Origin of the sequence: Rhodoferax sp., assembly GCF_012927445.1 — a bacterium.
Classification (GTDB): domain Bacteria; phylum Pseudomonadota; class Gammaproteobacteria; order Burkholderiales; family Burkholderiaceae_C; genus Rhodoferax.
Window position 1 is genome coordinate 299761 of record NZ_JABBPD010000007.1, and the last position, 25798, is coordinate 325558.

The 25798-nt window shown below is 62.4% G+C and carries 27 protein-coding genes; 14 read left to right on the forward strand and 13 right to left on the reverse strand.

Translation table 11 applies throughout. From position 1 onward, the window contains the following. The first annotated feature begins 102 nt into the window (after window positions 1-102). The gene (locus HHJ17_RS13165) at window positions 103-1308 is read left to right on the forward strand and encodes a YbfB/YjiJ family MFS transporter (RefSeq protein WP_296497585.1); all 1206 of its coding nucleotides are present in this window, start codon (window positions 103-105) and stop codon (window positions 1306-1308) included. 108 nt (window positions 1309-1416) lie between these two features. Here HHJ17_RS13165 and HHJ17_RS13170 read toward each other — a convergent pair whose 3' ends face one another. Beyond that, entirely contained in the window at window positions 1417-2283 is an 867-nt protein-coding gene (locus HHJ17_RS13170) for an alpha/beta fold hydrolase (RefSeq protein ID WP_296497587.1), read from the reverse strand. A 252-nt stretch (window positions 2284-2535) separates the two neighbouring features. Here HHJ17_RS13170 and HHJ17_RS13175 point away from each other — a divergent pair, with 252 nt between their 5' ends. Then, complete coding sequence (locus HHJ17_RS13175) at window positions 2536-3090, forward strand: NAD(P)H-dependent oxidoreductase (RefSeq protein ID WP_296497589.1); 555 nt, start codon at window positions 2536-2538, stop codon at window positions 3088-3090. Between the two features lie 180 nt (window positions 3091-3270). Next, on the forward strand, window positions 3271-3699 hold the full coding sequence (locus HHJ17_RS13180) for a DUF1810 domain-containing protein (RefSeq protein ID WP_296497590.1): 429 nt from the start codon (window positions 3271-3273) through the stop codon (window positions 3697-3699). A 2-nt stretch (window positions 3700-3701) separates the two neighbouring features. On the opposite strand, the gene minE is transcribed toward HHJ17_RS13180, so the two are convergent. From minE to minC, 3 genes are read right to left on the reverse strand one after another with little or no spacing between them, the layout of a single operon-like run. Then, a complete protein-coding gene (gene minE / locus HHJ17_RS13185; RefSeq protein ID WP_296497592.1) occupies window positions 3702-3962 on the reverse strand; it encodes a cell division topological specificity factor MinE in 261 nt (86 codons plus the stop codon). A gap of 4 nt (window positions 3963-3966) precedes the next feature. Next, a complete protein-coding gene (minD, locus tag HHJ17_RS13190) occupies window positions 3967-4782 on the reverse strand; it encodes a septum site-determining protein MinD (RefSeq protein WP_296497593.1) in 816 nt (271 codons plus the stop codon). Window positions 4783-4810: 28 nt separating this feature from the next. After that, a complete protein-coding gene (minC, locus tag HHJ17_RS13195) occupies window positions 4811-5587 on the reverse strand; it encodes a septum site-determining protein MinC (protein ID WP_296497595.1) in 777 nt (258 codons plus the stop codon). Here minC and HHJ17_RS13200 point away from each other — a divergent pair. Both HHJ17_RS13200 and HHJ17_RS13205 read left to right on the forward strand, forming a co-directional pair. Further along, window positions 5499-5771 carry a hypothetical protein gene (locus HHJ17_RS13200; RefSeq protein ID WP_296497761.1) on the forward strand — a complete coding sequence of 91 codons (273 nt, stop codon included), beginning with the start codon at window positions 5499-5501 and terminating at the stop codon, window positions 5769-5771. The genes minC and HHJ17_RS13200 overlap by 89 nt on opposite strands. 361 nt (window positions 5772-6132) lie before the next feature. Then, on the forward strand, window positions 6133-6723 hold the full coding sequence (locus HHJ17_RS13205; protein ID WP_296497597.1) for a hemerythrin domain-containing protein: 591 nt from the start codon (window positions 6133-6135) through the stop codon (window positions 6721-6723). A 23-nt stretch (window positions 6724-6746) separates the two neighbouring features. Here HHJ17_RS13205 and HHJ17_RS13210 read toward each other — a convergent pair whose 3' ends face one another. Then, entirely contained in the window at window positions 6747-7865 is a 1119-nt protein-coding gene (locus HHJ17_RS13210) for an alkene reductase (RefSeq protein ID WP_296497599.1), read from the reverse strand. A gap of 150 nt (window positions 7866-8015) precedes the next feature. Next, window positions 8016-8624 carry a glutathione transferase GstA gene (gene gstA, locus HHJ17_RS13215; RefSeq protein WP_296506084.1) on the reverse strand — a complete coding sequence of 203 codons (609 nt, stop codon included), beginning with the start codon at window positions 8622-8624 and terminating at the stop codon, window positions 8016-8018. A 51-nt stretch (window positions 8625-8675) separates the two neighbouring features. Between gstA and HHJ17_RS13220 the strand changes: the two genes are divergently transcribed. Beyond that, entirely contained in the window at window positions 8676-10016 is a 1341-nt protein-coding gene (locus tag HHJ17_RS13220) for a hypothetical protein (RefSeq protein ID WP_296506087.1), read from the forward strand. A 42-nt stretch (window positions 10017-10058) separates the two neighbouring features. Here HHJ17_RS13220 and HHJ17_RS13225 read toward each other — a convergent pair whose 3' ends face one another. The 3 genes from HHJ17_RS13225 to HHJ17_RS13235 are packed head-to-tail and all read right to left on the reverse strand — an operon-like array spanning window position 10059 to window position 13892. After that, the gene (locus HHJ17_RS13225; protein ID WP_296506089.1) at window positions 10059-11675 is read right to left on the reverse strand and encodes a GMC family oxidoreductase N-terminal domain-containing protein; all 1617 of its coding nucleotides are present in this window, start codon (window positions 11673-11675) and stop codon (window positions 10059-10061) included. A 22-nt stretch (window positions 11676-11697) separates the two neighbouring features. Beyond that, window positions 11698-13140, reverse strand: a complete 1443-nt coding sequence (locus tag HHJ17_RS13230) for a coniferyl aldehyde dehydrogenase (RefSeq protein WP_296506090.1) — start codon at window positions 13138-13140, stop codon at window positions 11698-11700. Beyond that, window positions 13137-13892 (reverse strand): class II aldolase/adducin family protein, encoded by a 756-nt coding sequence (locus HHJ17_RS13235; protein ID WP_296497610.1) that lies wholly within the window; start codon window positions 13890-13892, stop codon window positions 13137-13139. The genes HHJ17_RS13230 and HHJ17_RS13235 overlap by 4 nt, the downstream gene beginning before the upstream one ends. A 417-nt stretch (window positions 13893-14309) precedes the next feature. Here HHJ17_RS13235 and mnmG point away from each other — a divergent pair, with 417 nt between their 5' ends. The 8 genes from mnmG to HHJ17_RS13275 all read left to right on the forward strand — a co-directional run bounded on the left by mnmG (window position 14310) and on the right by HHJ17_RS13275 (window position 21668). Further along, window positions 14310-16340, forward strand: a complete 2031-nt coding sequence (mnmG, locus tag HHJ17_RS13240) for a tRNA uridine-5-carboxymethylaminomethyl(34) synthesis enzyme MnmG (RefSeq protein WP_296506092.1) — start codon at window positions 14310-14312, stop codon at window positions 16338-16340. Beyond that, window positions 16340-16999, forward strand: a complete 660-nt coding sequence (rsmG, locus tag HHJ17_RS13245) for a 16S rRNA (guanine(527)-N(7))-methyltransferase RsmG (RefSeq protein ID WP_296497616.1) — start codon at window positions 16340-16342, stop codon at window positions 16997-16999. Before mnmG ends, rsmG begins: the two co-directional genes overlap by 1 nt. A gap of 7 nt (window positions 17000-17006) precedes the next feature. Further along, on the forward strand, window positions 17007-17621 hold the full coding sequence (locus HHJ17_RS13250) for a LysE family transporter (RefSeq protein ID WP_296497621.1): 615 nt from the start codon (window positions 17007-17009) through the stop codon (window positions 17619-17621). A 90-nt stretch (window positions 17622-17711) separates the two neighbouring features. Next, complete coding sequence (locus tag HHJ17_RS13255) at window positions 17712-18497, forward strand: AAA family ATPase (protein ID WP_296497625.1); 786 nt, start codon at window positions 17712-17714, stop codon at window positions 18495-18497. Between the two features lie 58 nt (window positions 18498-18555). Then, window positions 18556-19092: an alpha/beta fold hydrolase gene (locus tag HHJ17_RS13260; protein ID WP_296497626.1), complete on the forward strand. Its 537-nt coding sequence runs from the start codon at window positions 18556-18558 to the stop codon at window positions 19090-19092. An 11-nt stretch (window positions 19093-19103) separates the two neighbouring features. Beyond that, on the forward strand, window positions 19104-20057 hold the full coding sequence (locus HHJ17_RS13265) for a ParB/RepB/Spo0J family partition protein (protein WP_296497628.1): 954 nt from the start codon (window positions 19104-19106) through the stop codon (window positions 20055-20057). 20 nt (window positions 20058-20077) lie between these two features. Beyond that, the gene (locus HHJ17_RS13270; RefSeq protein ID WP_296497630.1) at window positions 20078-20869 is read left to right on the forward strand and encodes a class I SAM-dependent methyltransferase; all 792 of its coding nucleotides are present in this window, start codon (window positions 20078-20080) and stop codon (window positions 20867-20869) included. 52 nt (window positions 20870-20921) lie between these two features. Next, complete coding sequence (locus HHJ17_RS13275) at window positions 20922-21668, forward strand: HD domain-containing phosphohydrolase (protein ID WP_296506094.1); 747 nt, start codon at window positions 20922-20924, stop codon at window positions 21666-21668. A 50-nt stretch (window positions 21669-21718) separates the two neighbouring features. Here the strand turns inward: HHJ17_RS13275 and HHJ17_RS13280 are convergent, their stop codons facing one another. The 4 genes from HHJ17_RS13280 to HHJ17_RS13295 form a co-directional block, all read right to left on the reverse strand. Further along, a complete protein-coding gene (locus HHJ17_RS13280; protein WP_296497634.1) occupies window positions 21719-23143 on the reverse strand; it encodes an FAD-linked oxidase C-terminal domain-containing protein in 1425 nt (474 codons plus the stop codon). 61 nt (window positions 23144-23204) lie between these two features. Next, window positions 23205-23903, reverse strand: a complete 699-nt coding sequence (locus HHJ17_RS13285; protein WP_296497637.1) for a putative 2OG-Fe(II) oxygenase — start codon at window positions 23901-23903, stop codon at window positions 23205-23207. Then, window positions 23900-24574 (reverse strand): nucleotidyltransferase family protein, encoded by a 675-nt coding sequence (locus HHJ17_RS13290; RefSeq protein WP_296497640.1) that lies wholly within the window; start codon window positions 24572-24574, stop codon window positions 23900-23902. The genes HHJ17_RS13285 and HHJ17_RS13290 overlap by 4 nt, the downstream gene beginning before the upstream one ends. A gap of 41 nt (window positions 24575-24615) precedes the next feature. Next, window positions 24616-25788 carry a VWA domain-containing protein gene (locus HHJ17_RS13295; RefSeq protein ID WP_296497642.1) on the reverse strand — a complete coding sequence of 391 codons (1173 nt, stop codon included), beginning with the start codon at window positions 25786-25788 and terminating at the stop codon, window positions 24616-24618. Window positions 25789-25798: the final 10 nt, after the last annotated feature.

The following is a 25798-nucleotide window of genomic DNA, read 5'->3' on the forward strand; positions in this document are numbered from 1 at the left end:
CACAATGGACCGATCAGCGCAGTCCGCGCCCCTGCAACGGCGCCACTGGCCCGCGCCAGCATGTCGCTTTTGACGCCTCCAATAACAGCAAAAATATTTCCTATGAGTGAACAACGCGCGCGCATCAAGGTCCTTAGTGCCGGCATCTTCAGCCTGATACTGGTGTTGGGCGTGGCCCGGTTTTCTTACACGCCCTTGCTGCCGCTGATGCAGCAGCAAGCCGGGCTGGGGGTTGCGGCGGCGGGCTGGCTGGCGGCCATCAACTACGCCGGCTACCTGAGCGGCGCGATCATCGCCTCCCTCATCAGCGACCTGGTGCTGAAAGACCGCCTGTACCGGATTGGCATGGTGCTGGCGATTGTCAGCACCGCCGTCATGGGGCTGACCACGGATGTCACGATCTGGGCCTTGTCTCGCTACGTGGCGGGCCTCAGCAGCGCCGCTGGCATGCTGCTCGGCACCGGCCTGATCATGAACTGGCTGATCCGCCACAACCACCGCAGCGAGTTGGGCATCCACTTTGCCGGTATTGGCCTGGGCATCGCGGGCTGTGCCGCCGCCGTCACGCTGTTCAGCCCGTGGCTGGACTGGCGCCAGCAATGGTTCGCTTTTACCGCGTTGGGTTGTCTGCTGCTGGTGCCGGCCTTGCGCTGGCTGCCCAAGCCGGATCAAAGCGGCTTGACGACGAGCGCGCAGCAGATGCAAGACAACCCGCCGAGTCCGCTTTATCTGCGCATTTTCATGGCGGCCTATTTCTGTGCCGGCTTCGGCTACGTGGTGAGCGCCACCTTCATCGTGGCGATTGTGAACAAGTTGCCGGGGCTGGCCGGGCAGGGCAATCTGGTGTTTCTGGCGATCGGGATTGGTGCCGCGCCGGCCTGCATCAACTGGGACTTTATCGCCCGCCGCACCGGCGACCTCAACGCCCTGATCCTGGCGGCGGTGCTGCAAATCGTTGGCATTTTGTTGCCGGTGATGGTGGGTGGCCTGGTGGCGGCGCTGTTCGGCGCCTTGCTGTTTGGCGGCACCTTCATCGGCATGGTGAGCTTGGTGCTGAGCATGGCCGGGCGCTACTACCCGACCCGGCCGGCCAAGATGATGGGCAAGATGACGCTCTCCTACGGCGCGGCCCAGATCATCGGCCCGGCCATCACCGGCTCGCTGGCCAGCCACCTCGGCAGCTATAACGCCGGTTTGTACTTTGCGGCGGCGGTGATGGCGGTCGGCACGCTGCTGCTTTTAGGGCTCAAGGTTGTCGAACGACGCGATGCGGCGGTGAAAACTCAGCTTGGTATCAGGGTTTTATGAGTGAAATCGGCCTCTAGCCCATGCAGAATAAGCGCAAATAGCTATTAAATTAATAGCAAAAAAGTCATTAACCGGCTGCGCGGTCAGCGTGGCCCCGGTTTGAGCACCTCAAGGTCCGGCGGTCGCCGCACCAGTCGCCGCTAATGGCAGGTGGAACAACTCGGCCACCGCCTGGCCGTATTGGGCGTAGCCCAGTGCATTGGTGTTGTGATGCGAGCCGCCTTTCACCAGCATGAAACGCTTCGGTTCCTGCGCGGCGTCAAACAGCTTGCGGCCCAGCGACGGCGAAATCAAGTGGTCCTCGCTGCCATGCACCACCAGAAGCGGCGAGCCGATGCTGGCCACCTTGCGTACCGACTCAAAGCGCTGCGTGATGAGACTCGACACCGGCAGCCAGCCCCATTTGAAGGAACTGACCACGTCGAGAATGCTGGTGAAGGTGCCGTCGACGATGGTGCCGCTCTCGTCATTGACCTGGGCGGCCAGGTCGATGGCGATGGCGCCGCCCAGCGAGTGGCCAAAGATGTAGCGCGGTGGTGCCGGGTGGCGTCTGGCGATCCAGTCCCAGGCGGCACGCGCGTCTTCGAGCGCCGTTGCTTCCGACGGCAAGCCGGCGCTGCTGCGGCCAAAACCGCGGTAGTCCACCGCCAGTACCGAGAAGCCCAATGCCTGCATGCGACGCATGCGCCCCGCCGAGCCTGACACGTTCCAGCCGGCACCGTGCAGGTACAGCAGTACCGGGGCGGCTTTCTGCTCCGACGGCAGGTACAGGCCGTGCAGCTGTTCCGCCTTGCCGCTGGCGATGGAGTTGAAGTCAATCCACACGTCCATCATGTCATCGGTGGCCTGCACGCCGCCCCAAGCGCGGTCGCTGGGCTGGAAAATCCATTCGCGCTGCCGGACGTCCAGCGCGGCGCAGCCGACCATCGCGGCGACGGCAAGGAGCAGGGTGGTCAGCAAAGGCCAGCGTTTCATACCCATGAGTGAGTACGCCGGGATTCGGAAAGTTCAATCCACCCAAGCAGTGGCGCACGCATGCCGCGCCTCAGCACCAGCACCAAGGGGCGGTGAGGGTGCTAAATGCCAGCAACGCGCATGATCTGCGCTCAAAGATGCCCTTGTATTCTTCTCTTTGGGTTTCCTCTGTACCGTGCGGACACCGGTTGACGCTCGCGATGGATGGGTGGACACTGCACAAGCTTCATCCACCTTCACAGGAGAATTCACATGGCCCCGTATCAAATCGCCGTCATTGTCGGCAGCCTTCGTCGCGATTCCTTCAACCGCAAGTTGGCCCTCGCCATCACCAAACTGGCGCCGCTGAACTTTTCGTTCAAGCAGGTGCAAATCGGCGACCTGCCGCTCTATAACCAGGACGACGACGCCCACCAAGCCGAGTCCGTTGTGCGCTTGAAAGCCGACCTTGCGGCATCGCAGGGCCTGCTCTTTGTGACCCCCGAATACAACCGGTCGATGCCTGGTGTCCTCAAAAATGCGATTGACCATGCCTCGCGTCCCTATGGCCAGAACGCCTGGGCCGGCAAACCGGCGGGCCTGCTGGGCGCTTCGGTCGGGGCCATCGGCACGGCACTGGCACAACAGCATTTGCGCAATGTGCTGGCCTACCTGGACGTGCCGACGCTGGGCCAGCCCGAAGCCTTTATCCATGCCAAGGAGGGCTTGTTTGACGAAGCCGGCGACATCGGTGCGGGCAGCCAAAAGTTTTTGCAGAACTGGATGGATCTCTATGTTGCCTGGGTCAAAAAACACAGTGCCGTCTAGACCCTGGTGCGCCAGTTTGCCGCCAGCATTGCCTTGGAAGCGTTGTGTTTGCGGTAAATTTGAAAGAAAGTAACCAAGCCCGTTACATGAGGATACATTTCATGCTGAGTTAGCAGACAACCAGACGGGGCTATTGACAAGCCTCAACATGAATAAATCTAAGGGATATGGATTACTGGAATGATGAACTTGACAACACAGGGGCTCCAGCGATTTTTGGAGGCGCAAGACCGGGTCTATGAATCAGTGTGCAACGAACTGGCGCTCGGCGAAAAAACCAGCCACTGGATGTGGTTCATCTTTCCCCAACTCAAAGGCTTGGGCCACAGCCCGATTGCCAGACACTATGGCCTCGACTCCAGGGACGAGGCCCTGAGTTTTTGGCAGCACCCCATTTTGGGCCCGCGCCTGAAGGAGTGCACGCAGCTGGTGTTGGCCCAGAGCAACGCGACGGCCCGGGACATTTTTGGGTCAACCGATGACCTCAAATTCAAATCCAGCCTGACGCTCTTTGCGCAGGTGGCCCCGGAAGAGCCAGTGTTCAAGCAGGCACTGACCCGTTTCTTCGGCGGCAAGCTTGACGAAAGTACGCTCAAGCTGCTGGCGTAAATTTACCGCTTGTCCGGCAGTTCGATTTTGACTTCCAGCACTTCAAGATTGTCCTGCCGCTCCAGGTTGACCTTGATGTCTTCCAGATTGATCTTGACGTACTTGCTGATGACCGCCATCAGTTCGCGTTGCAGGGCGGGCAGGTAGTCAGGCTCGGCGGCATTGCGGCCGCTGCGTTCATGCGCCAGAATAATTTGCAGGCGCTCCTTGGCCACGCTGGCAGTTTTCTTCTTCTCGCCGATGAAAAAAGAGATGAATGACATGGCCTTACTTTCCACCAAAGATTCGTTTCAGCAGTCCCTGCTTGGGCGCTTCGGTAAAACGCATGGGCTTGTCAGTGCCCAAAAAGCGGTCAATCACGTCTTTGTAGGCTTCTGACACGTCGCTACCCTGCATATGCACCGCAGGAACGCCCTGGTTGGACGCCTGCAGCACCGATTCGCTCTCGGGTATGACACCGATCAGCTTGATGCGCAAAATGTCCTGTATGTCTTCCAGCGACAGCATCTGGCCCTGGTTGACCCGGGCCGGGTTGTAGCGGGTGATGAGCAAATGCTCCTTGATCGGCTCCAGCCCTTCCATGGCACGCTTGGTCTTGCTGGAGAGCATGCCCAGAATGCGGTCCGAATCGCGCACCGAAGAGACCTCAGGATTGGTCACCACCAGGGCCTCGTCGGCAAAGTGCATGGCCATCAGGGCACCGGTTTCGATCCCGGCCGGTGAATCACAGACGATGAAATCAAAGCCCATGGCGCCCAGATCGAACAGCACTTTTTCCACGCCGTCCTGTGTCAGCGCATCTTTGTCGCGGGTTTGCGAGGCGGCCAGCACGTACAGGTTGTCGCACTGCTTGTCTTTGATAAGGGCCTGGTTCAGGTTAGCCTCACCCTGGATGACATTGATCAGGTCATACACGACGCGGCGCTCGCAGCCCATGATCAGGTCCAGATTGCGCAGGCCGACATCAAAGTCGATCACCGCGGTCTTGTGGCCGCGCAGGGCCAGACCAGTTGCAAAGCTGGCGCTGGTGGTTGTTTTGCCCACACCACCCTTGCCGGAAGTAACCACAATGATTTTTGCCATGGGAGAGATGTCTTTCAAATTTAAAAAATTAGGCTTTCAGCGCTTCAAACAGCAACTTTTCCTGCCCATCGTTACTTAAGCGAACCTGTGCCGGCTTGCCACGCACATCGTCCGCCAGGGGATTTTCACTGGTGCGGTAGACGCCCGCAATGGAAATCAACTCAGGCTCCAGGCACAAGGAAAAGATGCGGGCATTGGTGTTGCCACTGGCACCGGCCATGGCTTTGCCACGCAGCGGGGCATACACATGGATATTGCCATCGGCCACCACTTCAGCGCCCTGGTTGACCATGGCCAACACCACCAGATCGGCACCCCGGGCATAAATTTTTTGCCCGGAACGCAAGGGTTTGTCCACCACCATGGTGGCAGGGCCGTGTATTTCACGTACCACCTCTTGCACCACGTATTCCGTTGCCACTGGCGTAGCGACCGCAGGACGCACTCGCGGCGCATCGGCAGGGGCCTCCACCAGCCCAAAGGCGCGCGCAGACGCCACCCAAGCGGTACTGGCGCCACGCACGGCCACCGGCACCAAGTGACAGGCCCGCAACACGGCCAGCAAAGGGGCCATATCTTGCACCGGGGTGTCTGCCGCCAGGTGCGAAAAATCAATCACCAGTGCATCGTGGTCAAAAAAATCGGCGTTGTCGCCACCGGCGCCGTATTGCTGGGTGAGATCAGCCGCCAGCACCTTCCAGTCGCTGGTCATGAGCATGAGTGCCACCAAGGGCAACTGGGCACTCTTTATTTCAAAAGAGGCATGCGGATGGTCAGGTGAATTAGCGACGGAAGAAACGAACATGAAGTGTTGGGAGACCGTGATGGGCGGTTCAAGTGAACGCAAATTTTACTTGATTGCATTGGTAAAACCACTAAACCGGCCAGCTTCTTTGGTGAAGTCTTGTTCAAACTTTGGCGGGCCAAATGGCAACTTCTTTTTTGTCTTCTGTTTGCCTTTGACTCTCTCCTATTTATTCTATTTTTAATTAGTAGTAGTAGATAAGGGTTGCAGATTTGTGTGGATAAGGCTAAATTTTTGTTTTAAATCAATGGCTTGCATGCGATCAACCCATGTGGGCGACCGTGCTTTTGGTTTGCATCGTGAATATGAACAACTTTCAAAAATTTGATTTACCTGTGGATAACCAGGGCGTTATGCCGAAACTATGCACAGCTTTATTCTTTGACACGCCGGCTCAAAATGATGTAAGCAAATACAGCTGCCTGCGCGCTCAAAAGCGGCAATGCTGTGGCGCGCACCGACCAGTTGCTTTAGGTCCGTTGATCTGCATCAAGACTGATTTTTTGATCACATGCCATGCTTGCGCCGTTCACAGGAGACATGACATGGCCCACGAAAGCATTCGAATCATTCGCGACGAGCACGCTGCGTTGTCGGCCATGTTGCGGTCACTTGGCTTGATGGTCGAGCGCGGCCCAGACCACGAGCCGGGGAGTTTTTTTGATGTGATGCGGGCGATGCTGTTCTACATCGACGAATTTCCGGAGCGTCTTCATCACCCCAAGGAGTCGGACCTGCTGTTTCCGCGCGTCGCGCGCCTGGCCCCGGAGGTCATGGAGACGATTATTCGGCTGGAAAAAGACCACACCAGCGGTGAAGCGTCGGTGCGCGAGTTACAGCACCTGTTGCTGGCGTGGGAGTTGGTGGGCGATTCAAGGCGTGTCGCGTTTGACGAGGCCGTCAAGCGCTATATCGATTTTTATCTGGAACACATGCGGCTGGAAGAAACCGTGATCTTGCCGGCGGCGCAAAAGGTGTTGAATGATGCCGACTGGAAAGAGCTCGACGCCGCTTTTGCCGTCAATTGTGACCCTCTGACCGGCAAGTACCCGCGCGATCCAGCCTATGACCGGTTGTTCACCCACATTGTGATGCGGGCGCCCGCGCCCATTGGCTTGGGCGAGGGAGAGGCCTAAGGTTTGCTGATGCGCGGGCCGCTTCAGGCCAGCGTTGGATAGTCGGTGTAGCCTTTGGCGCCACCGCCGTAAAAGGTGGCGCGGTCTGGCTCATTGAGGGCGGCACCCTCCCGCAGGCGACGGGTGAGGTCGGGGTTGGCAATGAAAGGGCGACCGAAGGCCACCAGGTCGGCACCTTCCGCCAGCGCCTGGTTGGCCAACGCGGTGTCCAAACCGTTATTCACCATCCAGGCGCCCTTGCCACCGGCGTTCCGGTAGCTGGCGCGCAACGCTGCATAGTCAAACGGTGTGTCACCCTGCACATGATCCCGCGCCCCGCCGGTGGCGCCTTCGATGAGGTGCAGGAACGCCAGATTCAGCGGCGCCAGTTGCGCCACGACATAGTCAAACAGCGGCTGCGGCTGCGGGTCTTGCGCATCGTTGGCCGGGGTCACCGGTGACAGACGCAGACCGACGCGGTCGCCGCCGATTTCTTGCGTGACGGCGCGCATGACTTCCAGCAGGAAGCGGGCCCGGTTTTCAATGCTGCCGCCATACGCGTCGGTGCGGGTGTTGGAGCCCGAACGCAGAAATTGGTCGAGCAAGTAGCCATTGGCTCCATGCACTTCGACGCCATCGAAGCCGGCGGCGATGGCATTGCGGGCGGCGCGGCGGTAGTCGTCCACGATGCCGGGCAACTCGTCCAGCGTCAGGGCACGCGGCATGGAGGTGTCCTCAAACGAGGGCACGCCATCGCGGATCAGCACGGTCTTGGTGTTGGCGCGGATGGCCGAGGGCGCCACCGGTGCCTGGCCGCCAGGTTGCAGGTCCACATGCGAGATCCGCCCCACATGCCAGAGTTGCACCACGATCTTGCCGGCGGCGGCATGGACTGAATCAGTCACTTTTTTCCAGGCAGCGATCTGCTCGTCGCTCCAGATGCCGGGCACGTCGGAATAGCCTTGTCCCTGGTGGCTGATGGCGGTGGCTTCGCTCACGATCAGGCCGGCGCCGTTTTGGGGATCGGCGCGCTGGGTGTAGTAGGTGGCCATCAACGGTGTCGGGATGGCGCCGGGCGCGCGGTTGCGCGTCAGCGGGGCCATGACGACGCGGTTGGCCAGTTGAATACGGCCAACTTGAAGGGGATCGAACATAGAAGTCATGAGTTACCTGTGAGCAGAAAAGTGGGAGGGCACGCGTCAACCTGCGTGTGCAATTTCATTTGCAGGCGTTCCCGCAAAATGCAAGCGCAAAGGCGCATGGCGACCCCACTACCAAGACACCCAGGCGACAGCGCGCTGGGTCAGGTCTAATTACTTGAACAGGCCTTCGGCGCGCAAAGCCTCTTGCACCGCAGGGCGGGTGCCCACGCTGCCCATGAAGGCGCCCAGGTTGGGCAGGCCGGAGAGGTCGATGCCGACATGTTTAGACCAGCTGAGCACGGTAAACAGGTAGCCGTCGGCCACCGTGAAGGTATCGCCCATCAGGTAGGTCTTGCTCGCCAGTTCCCCATTGACCCATTGCAGGCGTGAGGCTAACCGGGTTTTGGCCATGGTTTTGGCTTCTTCAGGCATGCCGGGCGTGAACAGGGGTGTGAAGCCTCTGTGCAGCTCGGTGCTGATGAAGCTCAGCCACTCCTGCAGCTTGTAGCGGGCTAACGTGCCGTTGGCGGGCGCCAGCTGTTGGGCCGGCACCTGGTCGGCGATGTATTGCACGATGACCTGACCTTCGCGCAACTGGGTGCCGTCGTCCAGTACCAGCAGCGGCACGTAACCGAGCGGGTTGAGGGTGTAGTAGTCGGTGCCATCGGCCAGTCGATGGGTTTTGGTCGGCGCCGCAATGGCTTCAAACGACAAACCGGACTCCTTCAGTGCGATGTGGGGCGATAGCGAGCAGGCACCGGGAGAGTAATAAAGCTTCATGAATGTCCTAAAGGGGTTCGGGCGAACCGGTTTGAAAAGGGTGGAGCCTTGATGCTAGCCGCTGACACAGCTGTGGCGGGTGGGCCGATGCAAAATGCCAGCATGAAACGAGTTTTGAAATGGATTTTGCTGTCAGGGTTGGTCCTGCTGATCTTGCTGGCGGCGGGTGGCTGGGCTTTGCACCGCTGGCTTGGGACCGACGATTTCAAGGTGCGGGCCGAGCAAGAGGCCAGCCTGACACTCGGTGTGGCGGTGAAGCTGGCGCGCATCGACGTGACGCTGTGGCCGCTGCCGGCGGTGGCGGTCGAAGGCGTCCAGATTCAGACCCAGCCGGCCCTGACGCTGGAGCGGCTGGAAGTGCGCCCGGCCTGGCGTGGGTTGATGCAGGGCCAGCTGGAACTGACCACGGTATTGGTGCGGCGCGCCCTGCTGCCGCAGACGGCGATTGACGCCTTGTTGCTGTCGCTACAAAAAAAGAAGCAGGCTGCGCCCGTTGCACAAGGACCAGAGACTGAAAGCATTGAAAATCTGCAATACATTCCGCGTCGAACGCTGCTCGACAACGTGACCTGGATCAGCGCCAAGGGAGACCGCATCTCGCTCGATGCCGACGTGCACTTGAGCGCACAGGGTTCGCCGGATGACGTGTCGGTCAAGATTCTGGCAGGCCAGTTGCAGGGCGCCACGGCGCGCCTGCAACATCTGGGCCCTGACTGGACGCTGGCCATGGCGGTGGGCGGCGGTACGCTGCACGGCACTTTTCAATTGCAGCCGGCACCCCGGCCTGGAGCCGAGTTTGTGCTGAAAGGGCAGCTGCAAACGCGGGGCGTCGAAGTCGCCGCGCTGACCCGCAGTCCCCAGCCGGCCCTGAGCGGTCGGCTTGATGCGGACACCAGCCTGTCCGGACGCGCGGTCCGGATTGCCGCCTTGGCGGATGTGTTGCAGACGCAGAGCACCTTCAACGTGCGCCAAGCCGTATTGCACGGCGTTGACCTGGCCCGCGCGGTCCGGACCGTCGGTTTGAGCCGGGGAGGCGAAACCCAGCTGGACACGCTGAGTGGTCAGGTCACGACCCGGGGCCGCGCCGGCCAGCTCTCCAATCTGGCGGCGAGTTCCGGTGTGCTGAGTGCCAGCGGGAATGTGGACGTGGCCGCGAGTCGGGCCTTGAGTGGGCACATCAATGTGAATCTGGCGGCGTCCGCTTTGGGCAGCGCGGTCGGGGTGCCGCTGGCGGTGGGCGGCACACTGGATGCGCCCGAGGTGACCCTGACGCGCGGCGCCCTGATCGGTGCGGCGATTGGCACGGTGGTCATGCCCGGGCTGGGCACCGGTGCCGGCGCGTCGGTTGGCGACAAGGTGGGCGAAGGGCTCAAGAAGCTTTTTGGCAAGTAGCCCCTGTCCCGTCTGCGTAAGCAGCTATTAAAAAAATAGCAACTATGTGGAAACTGCCGCGTCCCGGATCAGGTCCGCCGCCTTCTCGCCGATCATGATGGTCGGCGCGTTGGTGTTGCCGGTGGTCAGCTGCGGCATGATGGCGGCGTCCACCACCCGCAGGTTCTGGATGCCGTAAACGCGCAGGCGGGCGTCGACCACGGCCAGCGGGTCGCTGGCCGGACCCATCTTGCAGGTGCCGCAGGGGTGGTATTCGGTGTCGGAGTGGTCGCGCAAAAACTGCTCGATCTGCACCGGGTTGTGGCGTTCCAGCGGGTAGAGCATCTTGCCGCGGTACGGGGCCAAAGCGGGGCTTTGCATGATGTCAAACCCGATCTGCGTGCCCTTGATGAGCGTCGCCATGTCGCGCGGATCGGTCAAAAATTGCGGATCGATCAAGGGTGCCTCCTGGGCGCTGGCGCTGTGCAGCGTCACCGTACCCCGGCTTTGTGGGCGCATCAGGGTGATATGCAGCGTGTAGCCGTGCCCCAGGTGGTTTTTGCGCGTGTGGTCGTCCACGATGCCGGTGCACAGCGCCAGCTGGATGTCGGGCGCGGCCTCGCTCGGGTCGGTTCGCAAAAAGGCCTGCGATTCGGCGACGTTGCTGGTGATGACGCCGGTGCGCTGGCGGCGCCACTCGAAGATGCCTTTGACGATCGTGACCAGCCCGGCCAGCGACAGCCCCAACGTGGCGTCTTTGCGCGGCGTGCGGTAAATCAGCACGGTGGTGACGTGGTCGTGCAGGTTTTGACCGACGCCGGGCAGGTCATGCACCACGGGAATGCCCTGTTGTTGCAGCTGGGCGGCGGGACCGATGCCCGACAACATCAGCAGTTGCGGCGAGCCGTAGGCGCCGGCCGACAAAATGACTTCGCGCCGGGCCTTGACCTGCCGTGTTTGCCCGGCGTGCCGGAACTCGGCCCCGACGGCACGCCGGCCGTCCAGCAGCAGGCGCTGGGTGCGGGCCTGGGTGATCACGGTGAGGTTGGGCCGGGCGCGATGCGGTGTGAGGTAGGCTTTGGCGGCACTGCAGCGTTCGCCATTTTTTTGCGTCACTTGCGCCGGGGCACAACCGAACTGCGAGGCGCCGTTGTAGTCCGGCGTTGGCGGCACACCGTGCTCGGCGCAGGCGGCCAGAAACGCCGCATTAAGCAGGCTGGGGCTTGGCAGATAGCTCACATTGAGCGGGCCACCGCTGCCGTGGAGGGCGTTGGCGCCAAAGCATTCGCTGTTTTCGGCCCGCTTGAAGTAGGGCAGCACGTCGTCAAATCCCCAGCCCGGGTTGCCCAGCGCGGCCCAATGGTCGTAGTCCAGCCGGTTGCCGCGGGTGTAGACCATGGCGTTGATGGAACTGCTGCCGCCCAGCACCTGGCCGCGGGGCTGAAAACCACGTCGTCCGTTCAGGCCCGGCTGCGGCACCGTGTTGTAGTTCCAGTTGTGCAGGCCGAGTGCTGCGGTAGCGGCAAAACCCAGTGGCGCCTGGATGAGGGCGGAGCTGTCGGGGCCGCCGGCTTCCAGCAAGCAGACGGAAATTTTCGGGTCTTCGGACAGGCGGCTGGCGACGACACAGCCGGCACTGCCGCCGCCGATCACGACGTAGTCAAATGATTGAGTCTGCACTTTGGAAACCCTGCTGTGTTGACTACTTGGTAAGGAAATTCAGGTACTTGGTGGCAAATTTTCCGTAGGGCGGCCACAGGAACTTGACCGCACTCCAACGGGCCTGGTAGAACACCGGGCGCATTTTGGAGAAGGTGATGAAACCTTCCTGGCCGTGGTAGTGGCCCATGCCGCTGTCGCCGACGCCACCAAACGGCAGGTCATGCTGGCCGACGTGGAACAGGCCGTCGTTGACGCTGACGCCACCCGACATCACGCGGTCCAGCAGCTGCTGGATGGTGGTTTTGTCATGGCTGAAGGGGTAGAGCGCCAGCGGGCGTGGGCCCTGGTTGATGGCCTGGATTGGCTCCTCCAGCGTGCGGTATTCAATCACCGGCAGAATCGGGCCGAAAATTTCGCGGGTGCACAACTGGCTGTCGGCGGGCGCGTTGAGCACGATGTGGGGCGCGATTTTCCGGCTGACGGCGTCCCATTTGGGGCCCGGAATCAGCTGCACCAGCGTGGCGCCGCCGGCCTCGGCTTCGTCCAGCGCCTGGGTGAGCCGCTGGAAGGCCTTGTCGTCAATGATGGCGGTGTAGTCGGGTGACGCCAGTTGCGGGTAGCGCTTGGCCACGATGGCCTTCGCCGCCGCCACAAAGGCGGGCGTCTTGCCCTGCGGCACATAGACGTGGTCGACTGTGGTGCAAATTTGCCCGGCGTTGAGCAGCTTGACAAACAGCAGCCGCTCGGCCGCCTGCACTACCGGGTAATCGTCGCAGAGGATGGCGGGGGATTTGCCACCCAGTTCCAGCGTCACCGGGCACAGGTTTTGCGCGGCGGCAGCCATCACGGCGCGACCGGTTTGGCCGGAGCCGGTGAACAGCAGGTGGTCGAACTTGAGTTGCGAAAACTTGATGCCGACGCCGCCGGTTTCATCAAAGAAAGCCAGCTTGTCGGGCGGGAAATAGGCCGGAATTTTGTCGATCAGGAACTGGGCCAGATGGCGTGAATTTTCCGACATCTTGACCATGGCGCGGTTGCCGGCGGCAAAGATGTAAATCAGCGGGATGAAGCTCAGGTTGATCGGAAAGTTCCACGGCACCAGGCAGCCGACCACGCCCAGTGGCTGGGGAATGACGCGGTTGCGGGCACCCAGGAAATTGCGCAGATCAATGCCGCGTTTCTGTGGTTTCATCCATTGCTTGAGGTGTTTCAGGGTGTGGTTGACCGCGTCGATGGCCGGAAACAGTTCGGTAAACAGGGTTTCGTGTTGCGACCGGTGGCGATAGTCGGCGTTGATGGCCGCCACCAAGCCGGCCTTGTTCTCGCGAAGAAAGGCCTGCAGCTTGCGCAGATCGGCGCGGCGTTCGTCCAGGCTCGGGATCGGGTGCGCCAGGTAGGCTGCGCGCTGCAGTTTGAGCGTGGCGTCCAGTTCCTGGCGCACCCGGTTGGCGGGCGGGCTGCCGGAGAAAGCGGTGGTAGTCATGTTTTGTAGCTGGGGTCCAGACGGTCAAGTTTTCGCAGCAGGGCCGGCCAAGCCAGCGCGGCACCCAGGCCGGCGGTGGCCACTTTCATGACGCCAGCGATCCTGGCCACGATGTGCGGGTTCACCAGCGTCAACTCGCCACCGGCCTGGGCATCGATCTGGATGCGGCAGGTGTTCTCGAAGGTGTACATCGCCAGAAAGGCATCGGGAATAGTTTTACCCACCGTGAGCAGACCGTGGTTGCGCAACATCAAGTAGTTGGCAGTGCCCAGGTCGGCCTGCAGGCGCGGTTTTTCCTCCTCGTGCAGGGCCACGCCTTCGTAGTTGTGGTACGCCAGCGAGCCCAGCACAAAGGTGGATTGCTGGCTGATCGGCAGCACGCCGCATTTTTGCGCGCTGACCGCGATACCGGCCCGGGTGTGGGTGTGCAGCACACAGCCGGCGTCGGCACGGCCCTGGTGGATGCAGCTGTGGATGGTGAAGCCGGCCGGGTTGACCGGGTAGGGCGAGGCGCTCAGTTTGTTGCAGTCCTGGTCAATCTTGACCAGGCTGGAGGCGGTGATTTCATCAAACATCAGCCCGTAGGGGTTGATCAGGAAATGATGTTCCGGGCCGGGAATGCGGGCCGAGATGTGGGTGAACACGAGGTCGCTCCAGCCGTAGGCGGCCACCAGCCGGTAGCAGGCCGCCAGATCGCAACGCAGCTGCCATTCGTCGGCACTGACCGTTTCTTTGAGGGAGAGGGTGGGCATGAGGGGCTCCAAATGGACGCTCCAGCACGCTGCCGGAATCGCCGTCCAGCAGAATAAGCCCGCACGGGTCATTTGGCTGTCAAGTAGTGGACAGGTCAGGGTATTCACCGGGCGGAAATAGGGTGCGCGGTCCAAATGGGCGGCCCGAGTTGGCGCGCCGGCGACTGCGTGGCCGGCGTCTTTGGTTTTATGCTATTAAATTAATAGCTAGTTGCGCAGGGTAGACGGGGGCTGGCGGCATTTTTTATTATAAATTTCGGGCGCTGGCCGCCCGTGGCCAGCTACTGCTGGCCACGATCAAAAGCGTCATACCCTTGAGAATCACCAAAAGAGGGGTGGCCCGGTAAAATCAGGGCCTTGCCTCACGGCGCGCCGGGCGAGCGCCTTTCACTCCCGCCCATCAACTTACCCACAGCCATGCTTTATCCAGAAAATTTCGACGTCATCGTCGTCGGCGGCGGCCATGCCGGAACCGAGGCTGCGTTGGCAGCCGCCCGCATGGGCTGCAAGACTTTGCTGCTCAGCCACAACATCGAAACCCTGGGCCAGATGAGCTGCAATCCGTCGATCGGCGGTATCGGCAAGGGGCATCTGGTGAAGGAGGTGGACGCCATGGGCGGCGCCATGGCGGCGGCCACCGATGAAGGCGGCATCCAGTTTCGCATCCTCAACTCCAGCAAAGGCCCCGCGGTGCGCGCCACCCGCGCCCAAGCGGACCGGGTGCTGTACAAGGCGGCGATTCGCCGCCGGCTGGAAAACCAGCCTAATTTGTGGCTGTTCCAGCAGGCGGTGGACGACCTGATGGTGGAGGGCGACCGGGTGGTGGGGGCGGTGACGCAGGTCGGCATCAAGTTCCGCGCCAAAACCGTGGTGCTGACGGCCGGCACTTTTCTGGACGGCAAGATCCATGTCGGCATGAACAACTACGCGGCCGGCCGGGCGGGGGACCCGCCGGCGGTGTCCTTGAGCGCGCGGTTGAAAGAATTGAAGTTGCCGCAGGGCCGCCTGAAAACTGGCACGCCACCGCGGCTGGATGGACGCTCGATTGACTTCAGCAAATGCATCGAGCAGCCGGGCGACGGCATGCCCGGCGGCATGAGTCCGGTGATGCCGGTGTTCAGCTTCATGGGGCGGGTCGAGCAGCATCCGCCGCAAATGTCGTGCTGGATGACGCACACCAACCAGCGCACCCACAACATCATTCGCAGCGGTTTTGACCGCAGTCCGATGTTCACCGGCAAGATCGAGGGCGTCGGCCCGCGCTATTGCCCCAGCGTGGAAGACAAGATCGGCCGCTTTGCCGACAAAGACAGCCACCAGATTTTTCTGGAACCCGAAGGTCTGACGACCAACGAGTATTACCCCAACGGCATCAGCACCAGCCTGCCGTTCGACATTCAGTACGCCCTGGTCCGTTCGATGGCCGGGCTGGAGAACGCCCACATCCTGCGCCCGGGCTACGCCATCGAGTACGACTACTTTGATCCGCAGCAGCTCAAGAGCAGTTTCGAGACCAAGGCGATCGGTGGCCTGTTCTTTGCCGGCCAGATCAACGGCACCACCGGCTACGAAGAAGCGGCGGCGCAAGGCATGTTTGCCGGCATCAACGCCGCCTTGCAGGCCGGTGCCAAAACCGCCTGGACGCAGGACACCTGGGTGCCCGGCCGCGATGAAGCCTACCTGGGCGTGCTGGTGGACGATCTGATCACCAAGGGCGTGACCGAGCCCTACCGCATGTTCACCAGCAGGGCCGAGTTCCGGCTGCAACTGCGAGAAGACAACGCCGACATGCGCCTGACGGAAGTCGGGCGCCAATTGGGTCTGGTGGATGATGCGCGCTGGGCAGCTTTCAGCCGCAAGCGTGACGCTGTTTCACGTGAAACAGAACGCCTGCGGTCGCTCTGGGTCAGCCCGAAAAATCTGGCAATCGCCGAGGCGGAGCGGGTGCTGGGCAAGGCGATTGAGCATGAATACAGTTTTTCGGAGTTGTTGCGGCGCCCGGATGTGAACTATGCGAGCTTAATGACCTTGAGTGCGGGCAAATATGCCAGCGCGGAACTGGAGGCCTATGTTTCACGTGAAACCGGCGACCTGGCTGTGGCGGACACGACATTTGCGGCGGTGGTGATTGAGCAGGTGGAAATCACAGCCAAGTATGCCGGCTACATCGATCGGCAAAAAGAGGAGATCGGGCGCGCCGCGCATTATGAAAACCTCAAACTGCCGGAGGCGTTGGACTATATGTTGGTGGCGGCCTTGAGTATCGAAGCCCGGCAGAAGCTGAGCAAGCACCGGCCCGAAACGCTGGGGCAGGCCTCGCGCATTTCCGGCATCACGCCGGCGGCCATTTCCCTGTTGCTGGTGCACCTGAAAAAAAGCAAGTTCAAAGGCTTCGTGACGCCGGGAAAAATGGCGGATGCGAGTGACGCCGAAGAGGGGATTGCTTGATGCGCGCCCTGGAAAAAGACTTGCGCCAGGGGTTGGTCGATCTGGCGTTGCTGCTGGACGACGCGCAAATTACCCACCTGCTGGACTACCTGGCATTGATCGAGAAATGGACCAAGGTCTACAACCTGACGGCGGTGCGCGACCCGGCCGAGATGTTGACGCACCATTTGCTGGACAGTCTGGCCGTGATTGCTCCCTTGCGCCAGCAGTTGGCCGCGCTCAGTCCGACCGAGTCGGCACGGCGTATCAAGCTGCTGGATGTGGGCTCCGGTGCCGGTCTGCCCGGTATTGTGATTGCGATTTGCTGTCCCGAGGTGGCGGTGGACTGTGTCGACACCGTCGCCAAAAAAGCGGCCTTCATCCGGCAGGTGGCGGCCACCCTGCGGCTGCCCAATCTGCGGGGGCTGCATGCGCGGGTTGAGAGTCTGACCGAGCAGTACGACGTCATCAGTTCGCGCGCGTTTGCTTCTCTGCTTGATTTCACCAGCTGGTCCTCGGCCGCGTTGGCGGAGCACGGGGTCTGGCTGGCCATGAAGGGCAAGCGTCCGGCGGACGAAATCGGCGTCTTGCCGGCAGAGATCGTTGTGTTTCACGTGGAACAACTGACGGTGCCGGGGTTGCATGCCGAGCGCTGCATTGTCTGGATGCGCAAAGCGTAAGCCCATCATGTTTGGCATCGCCGACTACGGCTCTTTTGTGGTCGCCATTCTGGTGTTCTTGCTGATTCCCGGTCCGGGGAATTTGGCCTTGATCACGTCCACGGGCAAGGGCGGCATCAAGGGTGGCTTGGCGGCCACCTTGGGCGTGATTGTGGGTGACCAGTTTCTGCTGTGGCTGGCCGTGGCCGGGGTAGCGGCTTTGCTGGGCACCTATCCGGCCGCCTTTAATGCCGTGCAATGGCTCGGTGCCGGCTATCTGGCTTGGCTCGGCGGCAAGATGCTGTTGGCCCGACCGGGCGCCGCTCCGGTGTTGCACATCAAGCCGCACCACTATCTGCGTCAGGCGCTCACGATCACGCTGCTCAATCCGAAGGCGATTGTGTTTTACATGGCCTTCTTTCCTTTGTTCGTCGATCCGGTCCAGCATCAGGGCTTGACCACCTTCGCCTTCATGGCGCTGACCATTGCGGCGCTGACCTTTGGCTACGGCCTGACGGTGGTGTTGCTGACCCACTTTCTGGCGGCGCGCTTGCGTGCCAATCCGTTGATTTCGCGTGCGCTGGAAAAGCTGGCCGGCCTGTTTTTGATTGCTTTTGGTCTCAAGCTGGCGCTGGCGCGCTAAGCGTGGGTTTCTTCGCTTACATTTGCAGTCTGTTTCACGTGAAACACGGATCTCTCGTTCTGTTTTTATTTCATCTCAGGTAAGCACACCATGGCCAAAATATTCTGCGTCGCCAATCAAAAGGGCGGTGTTGGCAAGACCACTACCACGGTCAATCTGGCAGCCGGACTGGCCAAGGTGGGGCAGCGTGTGCTGATGATTGACCTGGACCCGCAGGGCAACGCCACCATGGGCTCGGGGGTGGACAAGCGCAAGCTGGAACTCACGATCTATGACGTGTTGATCGAATCGGCCTCGGTGAAAGAGGCGCGGGTGCAAAGCGACAAGCTGATCGAGGCTGGCTGCGGCTACGACATCCTAGGCGCCAACCGGGAACTGTCCGGCGCCGAGATTGAGTTGGTGACGCTGGAGCGGCGCGAAAAACGCCTCAAGCAGGCCTTGACCGAAGTGGATGCTGATTACGACTTCATCCTGATCGATTGCCCGCCCAGCTTGTCGATGCTGACGCTCAACGGCCTGTGCAGCGCGCACGGCGTGATCGTGCCGATGCAGTGCGAGTACTTTGCGCTCGAAGGGCTGACCGACCTGGTCAATACCATCAAGCAGGTGCATGCCAACCTGAACAAAGACCTCTCCATCATCGGCTTGCTGCGCGTCATGTTTGACCCGCGCATCACCTTGCAGCAGCAGGTGAGCGAGCAACTCAAGGCGCATTTTGGCGGCAAGGTGTTCAACACCGTGATTCCGCGCAACGTGCGCTTGGCCGAAGCGCCCAGCTATGGCGTGCCGGGCGTGGTGTTTGACCCCGCCTCCAAGGGCGCGCAGGCGTTTGTCGCGTTTGCCCAAGAGATGGTCGAGCGCATCGATAAACTTTAGTCAAATCAGCCGTTGGCCCTTGTTAAACAAGCGCCAGCAGCTATAAAAATAATAGCAAATGAACACTGCCCCTGTCCTGCTCCTGCCGGGTTGGCAAAACTCCGGCCCTGACCACTGGCAAAGCCTGTGGGAAACCGCGCACGCCTACCAGCGGGTGGAGCAGCACGACTGGCTGCGCCCCTTGCGCGGTGACTGGATTGCCCGGCTCGAAGACGTGCTGCTGCAGCAAAAGGCACCAGCGGTGCTGGTGGCGCACAGCCTCGGTTGTCTGCTGGTGGCGGCCTGGGCTGCGCACACGCGCAACCCGCATCTGGTGAAAGCCGCCTTGCTGGTCGCCCCGGGCGACGCCGAGCGCGAGGAACTGCGTCCGGTCCTGACCAGCTGGTCGCCGATTCCCATGCAGCCGCTGCCGTTCAAAAGCATCCTGGTCGGCAGCCGCAATGATCCGTATTGCAGTCTGGCGCGGGCGCAAGCGTTCGCCAGCGCCTGGGGCGCTGACTTTGTCGACGCCGGCCCGCTGGGCCATCTCAATAGCGAGTCGGGTCTGGGCGTCTGGCCGCACGGGCATGAACTGCTGTGCCAATTAAGTAAGTAAGGAACTATCGAATGGCTACCAAAAAACCCAAAGGCTTGGGCCGCGGACTCGAAGCGTTGTTCGGGCCCAAAGTGAACGAGACCGCCTCGTTTGACTCGTCCGAAGGCAACCCCGCCAGTCCCGGCTTGCCGGCGTCGCTGCAGCTCACCGACATGCTGCCCGGCATCTACCAGCCGCGCACCCGCATGGACGAGGGCGCCCTGTACGAGCTGGCCGAATCGATCAAGGCGCAGGGCATCCTGCAGCCGATTCTGGTGCGGCAGCTGAAAGACGGTGCCCACCAGGGCAAGTACGAGATCATTGCCGGCGAGCGGCGCTTTCGGGCCGCCAAACTGGCCGGGCTGGACAGTGTGCCGGTGCTGGTGCGCGACGTGCCGAACGAGTCCGCCGCCGCCATGGCGCTGATTGAAAACATCCAGCGCGAAGACCTCAATCCGCTGGAAGAAGCGCAAGGCCTGCAACGGCTGGTCAAGGAGTTTGGTCTGACGCACGAACTGGCCGCCCAGGCGGTCGGGCGGTCGCGCAGCGCCGCCAGCAACCTGCTGCGCCTGCTGAATCTGGCCGAGCCGGTGCAAACCATGCTGATGGCGGGCGACCTCGACATGGGCCATGCCCGCTCGCTGCTGGTGCTGGACCGGGCGACCCAGATCACGGCGGCGAGCCAGATCGTGGCCAAGAAAATGTCGGTGCGCGAAGCCGAGAGCCTGTCCAAAAAGCTCAGTGCCGAGTTCACGCTGACTGCGGTCAAGCCGAAAAAAGAAAAATCGCGCGACATGAAGCGGGTCGAAGAAGAGCTGTCGGACCTGCTCATGGCCGAAGTCGAAGTGCGGGTGAAAAAGCGCGTCAAGCGGGCTGGGCGGCTGGAGGAAATGGGCGAGATCAGCATCCAGTTTGGCTCGCTGGAAGAACTCAACGGCTTGATCGACAAGCTCAAGGCCGCCGCCATCCACGCCGGCAGCCGCTGAGCCGTCAGCACCGCTCCAGCATGTTTGCCCGTTTGCCCTGGCCGCTGCCGGCCTTGTTGGCCTGGGGCAGCGCCTGGGCCTTGTTTGGGGGCTTGCTGGGCCTGGGCGGGTCGCCCTGGCTGGCGCTGACGCTGGCCTCGGCCTTGGGTGTGGCCCTCAGCGTGCTGGCGGGCAGTTGGTGGCGCCGCGCCATCCTCGGCCTCGGCTTTCCGTTGTCGCTGGCGCTCTCGGGCCTGGCCACCTTGCCGGCCTGGGCCTGGTTGCTGCCGCTGGCGCTGCTGCTGCTGATTTACCCCTTGAATGCCTGGCGCGACGCGCCGCTGTTCCCGACCCCGACCCATGCCCTGCGTGACCTGGCGGCGCACGCGCCGCTGCCGGCCGGGGCGCGGGTGCTGGATGCCGGCTGCGGTCTGGGCGACGGCCTGAAGGCCTTGCGCGAGGCCTACCCACAGGCGCAGCTGCAGGGGCTGGAGTGGAGCTGGCCGCTGCGCGGCCTGTGTGCGCTGCGCTGTCCCTGGGCCCGTATTCGACAAGGGGACATCTGGCGTGCCGACTGGCACCCCTACGCCCTGGTGTATCTGTTTCAGCGGCCCGAGAGCATGGCGCGGGCGGTGGCGAAGGCGTCGGCCCAGCTGGCGCCCGGCGGCTGGCTGGTGAGTCTGGAATTCGAGGCGGTCGGGCTCACGCCGCAGGCGGTGCTGCGCTGCCCGGACGGCCGCCCGGTCTGGCTCTACCGCGTCCCGTTTCAGCCCGCCAGGTCGGAACTGCCTCACCACGATATAAATCGCAGTGCGAGCGCCGCCGTCGCCTAAACTGACGGCTTCAAGAAGATCAGAAGAAGTTATGGAACACGGGAGCCCTATTTTGAATTCAACCGACAACAGCCAGCAAGCCGAGGCGAGTTCCGAGCTGACCGCCCTGACGGTTGCGGCTTTTGCCATGGCTTCGCTGGTGGAAACGCGCGACTCCGATACCGTGAATCACATTTTGCGGATCCAGCATTACATCAGGTCGCTGGCGCAGCGGCTGCAGGGTCAGCCGTCATTTGCGGCGGTGTTGACGGACCATTACATCCAGCTTTTGTACCAGTTGGCGCCGCTGTACGACATGGGCACGATGGGTATTCCGGACCGCATTTTGCTCAAACTCACCAGTTTGACGCCGATGGAACACGCCATCATGAAAACCCACACCACGCTGGCGCGCGATGTGATCGCGCAAGCGGAGCGGACCCTGGGCCGCCAGTCGGAGTTGCTGACGACCCTGAAGGAGCTGGTGTTCTCGCACCACGAAAAATGGGACGGCAGTGGCTATCCGCAGGGGCTGGCGGGGACGCAGATTCCGGTGTCGGCGCGTTTGCTGGCGATTGCCGATGTCTACGACGCGCTGATTTCAGACCGCGTGTACAAGGCCGGTATCCCGCACGACAAAGCCGTCGGCATCATTTTTCAGGGGCGGGGCAGCCATTTCGACCCCGACATGGTCGACGTCTTCATGGAGATGCAGGACGAGTTCCAAGCCATCGCCCAGCGCTTTGCCGACACCGAGTTGGACATGCAGCGCAAGATCGAATACATGGCCAACGCCATCGCCGAGGTCGCTGAACTTTAGGTTAAATCAGCCGCTAGCCCCCGTCGAATAAGCGCAAGCAGCTATTTAATTTATAGCGAGAAGATCTTGCCCGGGTTCATGATGTTGTTCGGATCGAGCGCCCGTTTGATGGTGCGCATCATGTCCACCGCGCCGGCACCGGCCTCGGTCACCAGAAAATCCATCTTGTGCAGGCCGACACCGTGCTCGCCGGTGCAGGTGCCGTCCAGGCGCAGGGCGCGCGCCACCAGCGCGTGGTTCAGCTGCTCGGCGAGGGCGCGTTCTTCCGGCTTGGCGGGGTCAATCAGGTAGCCAAAGTGGAAGTTGCCATCACCGACGTGGCCGACCAGAAAGTAGGGGATGCCACTGGCATCGGCCTCGGCCACCGAGTCCAGCAGGCAGTCGGCCAGTCGCGAGATCGGCACGCAGGTGTCGGTGGAAATAGCGCGGCAGCCGGGCTTGGACTGGATGGCGGCAAAGTAGGCGTTGTGGCGGGCGGTCCACAGCCGGGTGCGTTCTTCCGGCGTGGTGGCCCATTCAAAGGCGTTGCCGCCGAATTCGCTGGCAATCTCCTGCACCAGCTCGGCCTGCTCTTTCACGCCGGCCGGTGAGCCGTGAAACTCCATCAGCAGCAGCGGTTCTTCGCGCAGCCCGAGCTTGGCGTAGGCGTTGACCATGCGCACGGTGTTGCTGTCAATCAGCTCGACGCGCGCAATCGGAATGCCCATCTGGATGATCTGGATGGTGCTGCGCACCGCTGCCTCGATGCTCGGAAACGAGCAGATCGCGGCCGAGATCGCTTCCGGCAGCGGATACAGCTTGACCGTCACCTCGGTGATCACGCCCAGCGTGCCTTCCGAGCCGACCATCAGGCGCGTCAGGTCGTAGCCGGCGCTGCTTTTCTTGGCGCGGGTGCCGGTGCGGATGATGTCGCCGCTGGCGGTCACCACTTGCAGCGCCAGCACGTTCTCGCGCATGGTGCCGTAGCGCACGGCGTTGGTGCCGCTGGCGCGGGTGGCGCACATGCCGCCCAGCGTGGCGTCGGCACCGGGGTCAATCGGGAAGAACAGGCCGGTGCTTTTGACCGCCTCGTTCAGTTGCTTGCGCGTCACGCCGGGCTGCACCGTCACCGTCAGGTCGGAGGCAGCGATCGACAGCACCTGGTTCATGCGACTGACATCCAGGCTGATGCCGCCCTGCACCGCCAGCAAATGGCCTTCCAGCGAGGTGCCGACGCCAAACGGGATCACCGGCACGCGGTACGCACTGGCCAGCTTCACCGCATCGGCCACGTCCTGTGTGCTTTCGGCAAACACCACGGCCGCTGGCGGCGGCGCTTCAAAAGACGATTCGTCGCGCCCGTGCTGTTCGCGCATCACCAGCGCGGTGGAGCAGCGCTCGGCAAAGCGGGCTTTCAAGGCCTCGATCAGCGCCAGCGGCACCTCGCGCAGGTGAATGTCAGGGACAAGGTGAGAAACTGGGGTGGCTGCGTTCATCGGGGTTCTCCGGGATTAGGGGCCCATTATCCCGAACTGCCGGGCGGGCGGCGGCCCTGCGTCAAGTGCCCGCGTAGCGAAAGAGCTGATCACCGGCCGGGGCGCGGATCTGCGCATTGAACGAAACAATGATGCGGTCGCGCTCGCCTGCATAGGGCATCGCCTTGTGCGGCAGGAAGGACGGAAACAGCACCAGATCGCCCTCCTGCGGCGCCACATCCAGTGTGGCTTGCTGCAACCAGGCGTTGCCCATGTCGATGTGCGCCCCGCCCAGCAGCGGAAACATCGGGCTGTAAAAACGCGTCGCCCCGTTGAGGGCGCCCCATTGCGGATGCGCCACCCGTTGCGCCGGCGGATCGACCTGCACGTAATAGACCCCGGACCAGGAGCAGTTGCCATGGGTGTGGACATCGTGAAAAGCAGCGCCGTTCTGGACCTGAAACCAGACCCCGATCAACTCCAGTTGCAGCCCATGGCGCCCCGCCGGCCAGACGCCGGTATTGGCCTGCTGCGCCGTGGCTTGCAGCGCGGCGGCGATGAATTGCAGTAAGGCCGTGAATTCAGGCAGGTCCACCCGCGTGAGCAAATCATCGGCGCTGGCATAGAAGCTGGCCGCTGCCGCCGTCGGATCGGTTGCGCGCAGGGCATTGAACACGCGCACCAGCACCGGGTTGACTTCCGCCGCGCCGGCAAAACGGTGCACGGCCATCGGCACCGGCCAGTGTTGCTGCAGGGCGCCGCCCGCCAGCCCCGGCGTCACGCGGTCGCCTCAGTGGACGGTAGTTCCAGCTGCCAGCCGGTGCGCAGCGCCAGTTGCTGCACATCCGCCAGCGTGTCGAGATCGGTGACAAAGCGCGTGTTGGCAGTCTCGTGCACATGCACCAGTTCCGGCTGGCGTTCGATCAGGTGACGACAGCCCAGGTGGGTGTCACTCGCCAGAATTTGGGCTCGCGCCTGTGCATCCAACAGGATCGGGTTGCCGCGCTGGCCGTTGACCACCGGCACCACCACGTTGCCGGCCGGGCGTTTCTTGAAGGCCGCGACCAACTCGGTCAAATCCGCTGACCCGATCAAGGGCTGGTCCGCCAGCACGATGAACACGGCGTCAAAGTTGCCATTGAGGGCCGCCAGCCCCACCCGCACCGAGCCTTGCTGGCCTTCGCGGTAGGCCGGGTTGTAGGCCAGCGTGACCGGAAAACTCTGCACCTGGGCTTCCACCGCCTCGCGCGCATGACCGGTCACCACGACCACTTCGTCCACGCCGGCGCCGCTGAGCGCAATCAGCTGCCGATTGATCAGCGGCACACCCTGCAGGCGGATCAGCGACTTGGCGACACCGCCCATGCGGACGCCTTCGCCGGCCGCCAGCAGCACGGCCCCAATCCGCAGACGGGGGTAGAGGCCGCCTCCCTGTTTTAGCAAGCATCCCATGGTGGTATTTCCTGAAGTTGTAAACGTCGTCAAAAGAAGGATCAGGCCAGCAGCTCGGGCAGGCGTGCCAGGCTGGCCAGATTGTGCGCCGGCATGAAGCGCGTGACATGGGCTGCCGCTAGCCGCATCGCGGCCGACTGGGGCGCCTCAATCGTGGGGTGCAGCCAGCACACGCGGGCGCCGCGGGCCCGTACCTGCGCCAGCACCGTGGCCAAAGCTTCGGGCTCATCGGTGTCAAAGCCATCGCTGAACACCATGAACAGGTCCCCCCGTGCCAGCGCCCGCCCCAGATGCTGATGCAAAGCTTCGTGCAGGCAACTGGCAATGCGCGTGCCGCCGCCAAAGCCGAAAGTCACCGCGTTGATCTTTTCCTGCACGCGTTCGCTGCGTCGCTTCAGCAGCGGCGTAACCTCGGCCAGCCGGGTATGAAACACAAAGGCCCGGGCATCCATGACTTCGACCAAGGCCCGGGTCAGCCGCAGATAAAACTGCGCATGCACTTCCATGGAGCGGCTCACGTCCACCAGCACCACGACGCGCGGCTGGCGCCGCTGGCGGCGCACGTGGTGCAGCTTCACCAACTCACCGCCGGTGGCCAGCGCCGCGCGCAAGGAGCGCCGCACATGAATGACGCCACTGTCGCGGTGGCTCTGCAGGCGGCGCAGCAATTGCGCGCGCAAGCGGCGCTTGAGCGCTTCCACCAAGGGTTCGAAACGGTCCATGTCGGCCGGCATCCAGTCGGCGAAATCACGCTCATCCAGCGGGGCGGTGCGGCTGGCGCCGCCTTGGGCGCGTTGCGGCTCATGGCTGTCTTCGGCCTCGCTGGCGCCTGGCCGGTCGGCCATGCCCAGGGTTGGTTGGGACGCGCCGGGGGGCGTGTTGCCCATCTCACTGTGCAGCTGCTGCACCAGCTCCGGCAGAGTGCGCCCGCGCTGCGTCAAACCCGAACTGCGCGTCGACGCCCGGACCTGGTGCGGGAACCAGAACGCCTGGTGTAATTCCGGGTACTTGAGCCACTGCCTGTGGCTGCCCGAGGCGATGCCGCGCCACAAGGCCTCGACCCGGGCCCATTGCGGCAGCGGCAAGGCGGCCGCCGCGCGCACCATCAGTTCCAGCTCGGCGTAGCCCAGCGCAAAACCGTGTTCACGCAAATAATGGGCGAACTCGCCAAGACGCTGTCTCGGGTCAATGGCCGGCGGATCGGTGGCGTTCATCGTCTCCGCC